This is a genomic window from Corallococcus sp. CA053C (assembly GCF_003611675.1).
In the GTDB taxonomy this organism is placed as follows: domain Bacteria; phylum Myxococcota; class Myxococcia; order Myxococcales; family Myxococcaceae; genus Corallococcus.
Genome location: NZ_RAWA01000485.1, coordinates 1 through 6,654 on the forward strand (window position 1 = coordinate 1; position 6,654 = coordinate 6,654).

Sequence of the window (6,654 nt, forward strand, 5' to 3'; positions counted from 1 at the left end):
GGGTCGGAGCGGCGGCATCCTTGGCCGAAGCCTTGGGCGACGTCTTGGCCGAAGACTTCGGCGAAGCCTTGGGAGCCGTCTTGGTGGCGGCTTTGGGCGCGGCGTGAACGGCCACGGGCGCGAGGGCCATGAGGAGGGCGAGGAGGGGGCGGCGCATGACTCTCAGTCCCCCTCTTCCGACGACAGGACGTCCTTGAACTCGGTGTCCAGCGCGCGCAGCGCTTCGCTCTTCTGCTTCGCGACCTTCTGGATGTTCGTGGCGTTGTCCTGCGTGCGGCTGAAGGCCACGTCCACCGTGCCGGTGTCCGCCTTGAGCACCAGCTCGTAGAACTGCTGCCGCACGCGACGGAAGCTGTCGTAGGCGATGCGGCCCACGAGGTTGCGCGCGTCGCCCGATGCGCCGGCCACCTCCTGCTCGTAGCCCTTCAGCAGCGCCTGTTCGGCGCGCACCTTGTCGCGGATGGACTGTACGCGGTGCTCCAGCCGCGCGCGGAGCGCCACCCGGGCCACCGCGACGCGACCGCGCAGCACGTCCGTGCGCGTGCGCACCGCGTGCATGCGCAGGAGCACGCGGGTGTCCTCGCCGGACAGCCGGGACTCACCCGCTTGCAGCACCGCGTGCTCCTGCTGGAGCGTGGCGGCGTACCGGGTGCGGATGGCGGCCTCGCCCTCCAGCGACGTGTCCGTGGACTGGCGCTCGGTCGCGAGCCGGGCACGGGTGTGGTCCAGCTCCGACTGCAAATCTCTCAGCGTGGCGATCTCCGCCTGGAGCTGCACCAGGAATTCGCGCTCCTCGGCGGGGTCCGCCTGCCGGTCCTCGCGGCTGTCCTCCACCCACTTGCGCACGGCGGCGGCGTTGGCGTGCAGGCTCTGCAGCTCGTACCCCAGCCGGAAGGCGTCGCGGTCCACTGCGTCCACGCGCGCCTGCATGCGGTGGCGGCGGTCCTCCAGCTCGCGGGTGGTCGTGGGCAGCGTCGCGAAGCGCAGGCGCTGGGCCTCGCGAACGCCCTGGGCGACGAGCAGCTTCTCGCGCTCGGCGGGCGTCAGCTTCTCCTCCACCAGCGCCGTCTCCGCGCGGACGAGTGACTGCTCGGCCACCGTGAGCGCGGTGTCCACGGTCTCCACGCGGGTGTAGCCCTCCTGCAGGTCCGGGAACGCCTCCGGCCCGCGCGCATCCAGCGCCTCCAGGATGCGCTCCGCGATGGCCTTCGCCTCGCCCGCGCCCTGCCGTCCGCTGTCCAGATCGCCCACCATCCGCACCGCGTTCGCGACCTCCCTCTGCGTGGACGCGTACTGGAGCGCCAGCGGCGGGAGCAGGGTGCTCACGTCGAGCGACTTCTCGTTCCGCGCCAGCAGGTTGTCGAAGTACGCGACGGGGTCCTGGTTCACGCGCAGGAGCGCATCCACCTTGTCGCGCGCGGGCGCGAACGTGCGCACCACGCCGTCATAGGTCTCCAGCGCTTCGTCGTACTGGCGCAGCTTCTGGAGCAGGTGGCCCTGGAGGATCTGCGCCTCGGGCGCGAGCTGCGAGTTCGGTGAGACGAGCAGCAGGATGTCCGTGGCGTTCTTCGCCTGCACGAAGTCCTGCTTGCGCACGTACGCCGCCGCCACTTCGAGCAGCGTCTCCGGGAAGCGCTCGCTCTCGCGCGGCACCTGGCTGTACTGATCCAGCGCCTCGTCGTAGCGGCCCGTCTCGTACAGCAGCCGGCCTAGCGACACCCGCGCCAGCTCCCGGAAGCGCTGGGCCTCCGGCTCCGGCAGGCCCGTGGACACGACGGCCTCCGGCCCGGTGGCGACGATGCGCTGGAACTGCGCGATGGCGGCGGGGTAGTCCCCGGCCTGCACGCTCAGGACCCCCAGGTGGTAGACGGCCTGCACGCGGAAGCGGCCGGGCGTCTGCGCCAGCGGGGCGAACAGCGCACGCGAGCGCTGCTGGTGCTCCTCCGGAGACAGGTCCGTGCGCTTGAAGGTGCCGCGCGCGTGCACGTAGGCGATGTCCGGGGCCAGCACGCCGCCGGACAGCTCGCGTGCCTTCTCCACGTACGCGTCGATGCCTTCGAACTGCTGGAGCCGCGCGGCCACCGCGAGGTAGCGGCTCACGGCTTCCTTGTAGCGCTGCGGCGTCAGGGGCAGCGACAGCACGTCCCGCAGGTACACCCGCGCGCCAATGTCGTTCTTCTGCTGGTAGAGCGCGTCCGCCAGGTAGAAGACCGCTTCGGGGTAGCGCGGGTTGGACTTGAAGTCCGGGTCGCTCACCAGGTCGTAGAAGAGGACGGACGCGGCGGCCCAGTCCCCCAGGAGCGAGTGCAGCTCCCCCTCGGAGAAGCGCTTCAACTGCGAGTCGGCGCTGCTCGGCTCGGGGCGCTCGGTGAACTGCGACTCCACGAAGCGCAGGCCCGCTTCGGCGGTGCTCAGCTGCGCCTCCACGGCCTCCACGGACGCGGCGCGCGTGCTCAGGGAAGCGGGGAGCGCGGGCAGCGCGCTCCCGGGCTTGGTAGCCGGGGAGGGCGCGGGCGCGGCCCCAAGGGACAGGGCGAGGGCCAGGGCGTGCAGCGTCGCGGTCACGGCGGTTCCCGCTCCTACTTCGTCCCGCTGGAGGTGGAGGCCGGCTCGGGCACCACGCCCGGCGCCGCTTCCGTCCCGGAGACGGGCGGCTTGGGCGTGCGCGTGTCCTTGGCCACTTCGATGTCGTAGCGCACCGCGGGCCGGTCCTTCAGGTCCGTGGTGAGGCCACCCTTCTCCACGCCCACCACGTTCACCGTGGTGACCTTTCCGGACTCCGCGTTGAAGGTGTAACTGGATTGCACCTTGAACTTGTAGCCTTCCAGGTAGCTGAACACGCCGTAGCCGCTGCCCCGGTACACGAGCCGCACCGCGAGCTGGTGCTGGCCCGGCACGATGCGGCCGTTGAAGACCTCCAGCGACTGGTGCCGGTTCAAGTCTCCCTGCGTGTCCACCTGGGTGAAGATGGGCGCGCCGTCCAGCGCGTACACCACGGACTCGAGCTGGAACGCGTTGCCCATCTCGTTCTTGTGCACGAGCACCGCGCGGGCGCCCGTGGACAGCTCGCCGCCCATCACCGTCTCCTGCAACAGCAGGAGGCGCGCCTTGGAGCGGTAGATCTTCTCCTTCAGGTCGACGACCTGCTCCTCCAGCGTCTTCACCCGCGCGGTGAAGGCCCTTGCGCGAACACCGGCCCTGAAAGGCCAGCGCTCAGGAGCGCGAGGAGACGGAAGGTGGCGGATGCGACGCGCACGGTACGACCTCGGAAGGCGGCTCTGCCCGACGGCACGAGGTCATACCATCCTTTGCCGGGGGCTGCCCGATAGGGGGCAAGCCAACCCGGCAGGGAAGCAGGCGGCGATCAGCCGCCCTTGCGCAGCTCCGTGAGGACCAGCTTGGCCACGGCCTTGAGCGTGTCGAACACGCCCACACCGGTGGGGGCCACGGCCTGGTACTCCGGCATGTTCCGGGGGTTGAGCGTCTTGTGCATCTCTTCGGTCGTCACCGCGTTGGGCAGGTCGCGCTTGTTGTACTGCATGACGGCCGGGATCTTGTTCAGGTCGTAGCCCTGCTCGGCCAGGTTGATGCGCAGGTTCTCGAACGATTCCATGTTCGCCTCCATGCGCTCGATCTGGCTGTCGGCGACGAACACCACGCCGTCCACGCCCTTGAGGATGAGCTTGCGGCTGGCGTCGTAGAACACCTGACCGGGCACCGTGTAGAGGTGGAAGCGCGTCTTGAAGCCGCGGATCTCACCGAGCGACAGCGGCAGGAAGTCGAAGAAGAGCGTGCGGTCCGTCTCCGTGGAGAGCGAGATGAGCTTGCCCTTCGTGTCCGCCGCCGTCTTGTTGTAGATGTACTGGAGGTTCGTGGTCTTCCCGCAGAGCCCCGGCCCGTAATAGACAATCTTGCAGTTGATTTCGCGGGATGAGTAATTGATGAAGGACATGGCTTCCCGGGTTACTCGCTGAAGAGGTTGTCGATATCGTCGTCGGAGATCTCGGCGAACGGCGAACCGGCTCCGGGGCTGTCGGTCTTCTTCACGAGGCTTTCGAAGATCTTCGTCAGCTCGTCGCTGGCCTTCTTGATGCGAAGGCGCACCAGACCCAGGCTCGTGCGGTTGTCGAAGATGACGACCAGCACCACCCGGCTGCCGACGATGGTCATGTAGAGGCTGTCCTTCGCCCCTTCATGGAACTGGTTGGGGAACTCGTTCTCCCCGATCAGCTTCGCCAGTCCGCCCATGGCGGCCACGTTGCCGGCCGTCAGCGACGCGAGCGACGTGGTGTCGATGTTCTGCGTCTGGCCCGCCGAGGAGATGAGCTGGCCGTTCTTGTCGACGAGGAAGACCACCTTCGCGTTCGCGTCCTTCGTGAGCCGGTCGCAAACGGCGTTGATCTTGGTGAACTCCTCTTCGTACATCACCAGTTGCGTGCCCATGGGCGTATGCGCTCCTCAGCGTTCGCTCGCCCCGCTCACGGCGGCGCTCCGATGTTTCTGGAGTGAATCCCGGAGGTTAGACGAGGCGCTACCGACCGTCGTCATGCTTAGCAAAGCACTTCCACTCCAGCAAGAAGCCAGCCGTGATCCGCGCCGCTTCTTGGTGGAATGACGGTATCGCGGGTTGGGCCACCTGCCCTCCTTCTCTATACTCCGCCGGGCCTTGCGCCGCTCGATCCCCCTCACCGACATCCTTCCGCGCCTGCTCGTCCTCCTCCTGGCGCTCGTCTGCTCCCGGGCCTCCGGGGCGGAGCCGCTCGAGCCGGAGCGCGCCTCGCTGCGCCTGCGCTACGGCCTGGCCCAACGCGAAGGTCAGCAGGTGGATGTAGGGCCCGGGCTCACCTACGCCGGGCTGACACCGAACGATGGCGCGCTCACGTTGACGGGTTGGACGGCGGGCTTTCTGGGCGGTCAGGTGGATCTGCAGCGTGAAGCGTTCGACTTGAGGGACGCGGCGGCGGTGCGGGTCACGGGCGGCAGCCTCGCGCGCGGCTCGGTGGGGCCGCGCGGGCGCCTGTTCCTGGGGCCGGTGCGGCTGGAGCTGGGCGCGGGCTACGGCTTCGCGCAGCTGCCGCTGTTCGGTGGGTTCTCCACCGCGCCGGTGTTGCAGCGGGGCGTGCGGCACGCGGCGCTGGTGTCGGGCCGGGTGCTGGTGGCGCTGCCGGCGGGCTTCCGGCTGGAGGCGCGAGGAGAGGTGCCGCTGACGCTCTCCGCGCACGCCGCGGGAGGGCTGAAGGCGTCCTCCTCGGGCTACGTCGTCGGGGCGGCGCTGCTGCACCCGGTGGTGCGCCGGGAGCGGTGGACGGGGACGCTGATGCTGGAGGTGCAGCAGGCGCGCGACACGATGACCTTGGAGGAGGTGGGGCTGCGCTCCGAGCAGCGGCTGCGGCGCATGGGGCTGGCGCTGGAGCTGGCGTGGCGGGGCGACGCGCGGGCGTCGCGATCTATTGAAGGCCCGCGTCAGGGCTTCGTCCCGATGCGGGTGGTGGACGCGGACACGGGCGCGCCGCTGGCCGGGGCCCGGGTCCTGGTGCCTTCCTTGAGGGCGCCCGGCACCAGCGAGGAGCTGGTGACGGACGCGCAGGGCGAGGTGCGGGCGCTCTTGCCGTCGGGCGCGCAGTCCGCGCGGGTGAGCGTGGAGGGCTATGAGGAGGTGACGGAGAGCGCCACCGTCAGCGACTCGGAGGAGAACGCGCCGGTCCAGGTGCGGCTGCGCAAGAAGGTGCAGGCGCCCACCACGGGGTCCCTGAAGGTGACGGTGGTGCAGGGCAAGGGCGGCGGCGTGCCCCTTCCCGGCGTGCGCGTCACCGCGGGCACCGTCGCGCTGCGCACGGACATGCGGGGCGAGGCGCTGTTGGAGGGGCTCGAGCCCGGCCCGGTGGCCGTCTCCGTGGCGGCTCCGGGCTTCCGTCCGGCGGAGGAGGCCGCGGTGGTGGTGGTGGGGCAGGCCTCCGAGCTGCGGGTGGAGCTGACTCCCGTGCGCAGCCGGAAGGAGCTGGCCACGCTGCTGGGCCAGGTGCGCAGCGCCCGGAGCGGACGGCCCCTGGTGGCGACGGTGTCCATCCCGCAGGCGAAGGTGCGCACGCGCACGGACAAGGTGGGCGGCTTCACGGCGCGCGTCCGCGGCGGCACGTACCGCATCACGCTCTCCGCGCCCGGGCACGTGTCGCAGACCAAGACCGTCACGGTGCGCGACGGCGAGCAGGCCATCTTCAACGTTGATTTGTTCCCGAGGGGCCGGTGAGTCGCGAGGCCCCGCGCCCGCGCCCTCCGTCCGCCGCCGAGGTTTCAGTGAGTCCTGTCCGAATCCTGGCGCTGTCGCTGCTCGTCCTCGTCGGTGGCTGCTCGGGGTGTGAGCGCGAAGAGGCGGCGAAGCCCGCGCCCGTGGCCGAAGTGGACGCGGGGGCCGCGGCGCCGCTCGCGCAGTTGGAGGGCCTGTCCGGCGACGTGCGCCTGGAGCGCGCGGGCAAGGTGGGGCCGGCCGTGGCGGGGCCGTTGCTCGCGGGCGACGCGGTGGAGACGGGCGAGCAGGGCTCCGCGGTCGTGCGCTTCCCGGGCGGCCGGACGGTGGAGGTGGGCCGCGACGGTCGCTTCGCGCTGGGCTCGGACGCTACGGGCGTGGTGATGAAGGTGGAGCGCGGCATCGTGCTG

Annotated in this window: 5 protein-coding genes and 1 pseudogene; 2 read left to right on the forward strand and 4 right to left on the reverse strand. The window is 70.4% G+C overall.

All coding sequences use genetic code 11. The features are described 5' to 3' along the window. Positions 1-162: 162 nt before the first annotated feature. From D7V97_RS37965 to mglB, 4 genes are all read right to left on the reverse strand, one after another. Positions 163-2,565, reverse strand: a complete 2,403-nt coding sequence (locus tag D7V97_RS37965) for a tetratricopeptide repeat protein (RefSeq protein ID WP_120615484.1) — start codon at positions 2,563-2,565, stop codon at positions 163-165. Between the two features lie 14 nt (positions 2,566-2,579). After that, positions 2,580-3,164, reverse strand: a complete 585-nt coding sequence (locus D7V97_RS37970) for a dihydrolipoamide acetyltransferase (RefSeq protein WP_233583489.1) — start codon at positions 3,162-3,164, stop codon at positions 2,580-2,582. A 200-nt stretch (positions 3,165-3,364) separates the two neighbouring features. Further along, entirely contained in the window at positions 3,365-3,952 is a 588-nt protein-coding gene (gene mglA / locus D7V97_RS37975) for a gliding-motility regulator Ras-like GTPase MglA (protein WP_120615485.1), read from the reverse strand. An 11-nt stretch (positions 3,953-3,963) separates the two neighbouring features. Then, positions 3,964-4,443, reverse strand: a complete 480-nt coding sequence (gene mglB / locus D7V97_RS37980; protein WP_002637270.1) for a gliding-motility regulator GTPase-activating protein MglB — start codon at positions 4,441-4,443, stop codon at positions 3,964-3,966. A 223-nt stretch (positions 4,444-4,666) separates the two neighbouring features. On the opposite strand from mglB, the gene D7V97_RS37985 reads away from it, so the two are divergent. Together D7V97_RS37985 and D7V97_RS37990 are read left to right on the forward strand one after the other, a co-directional pair. Continuing rightward, positions 4,667-6,247 (forward strand): collagen binding domain-containing protein, encoded by a 1,581-nt coding sequence (locus D7V97_RS37985; protein WP_199729103.1) that lies wholly within the window; start codon positions 4,667-4,669, stop codon positions 6,245-6,247. Positions 6,248-6,294: 47 nt separating this feature from the next. Next, positions 6,295-6,654, forward strand: a pseudogene (locus D7V97_RS37990) (hypothetical protein); the annotation flags it as partial.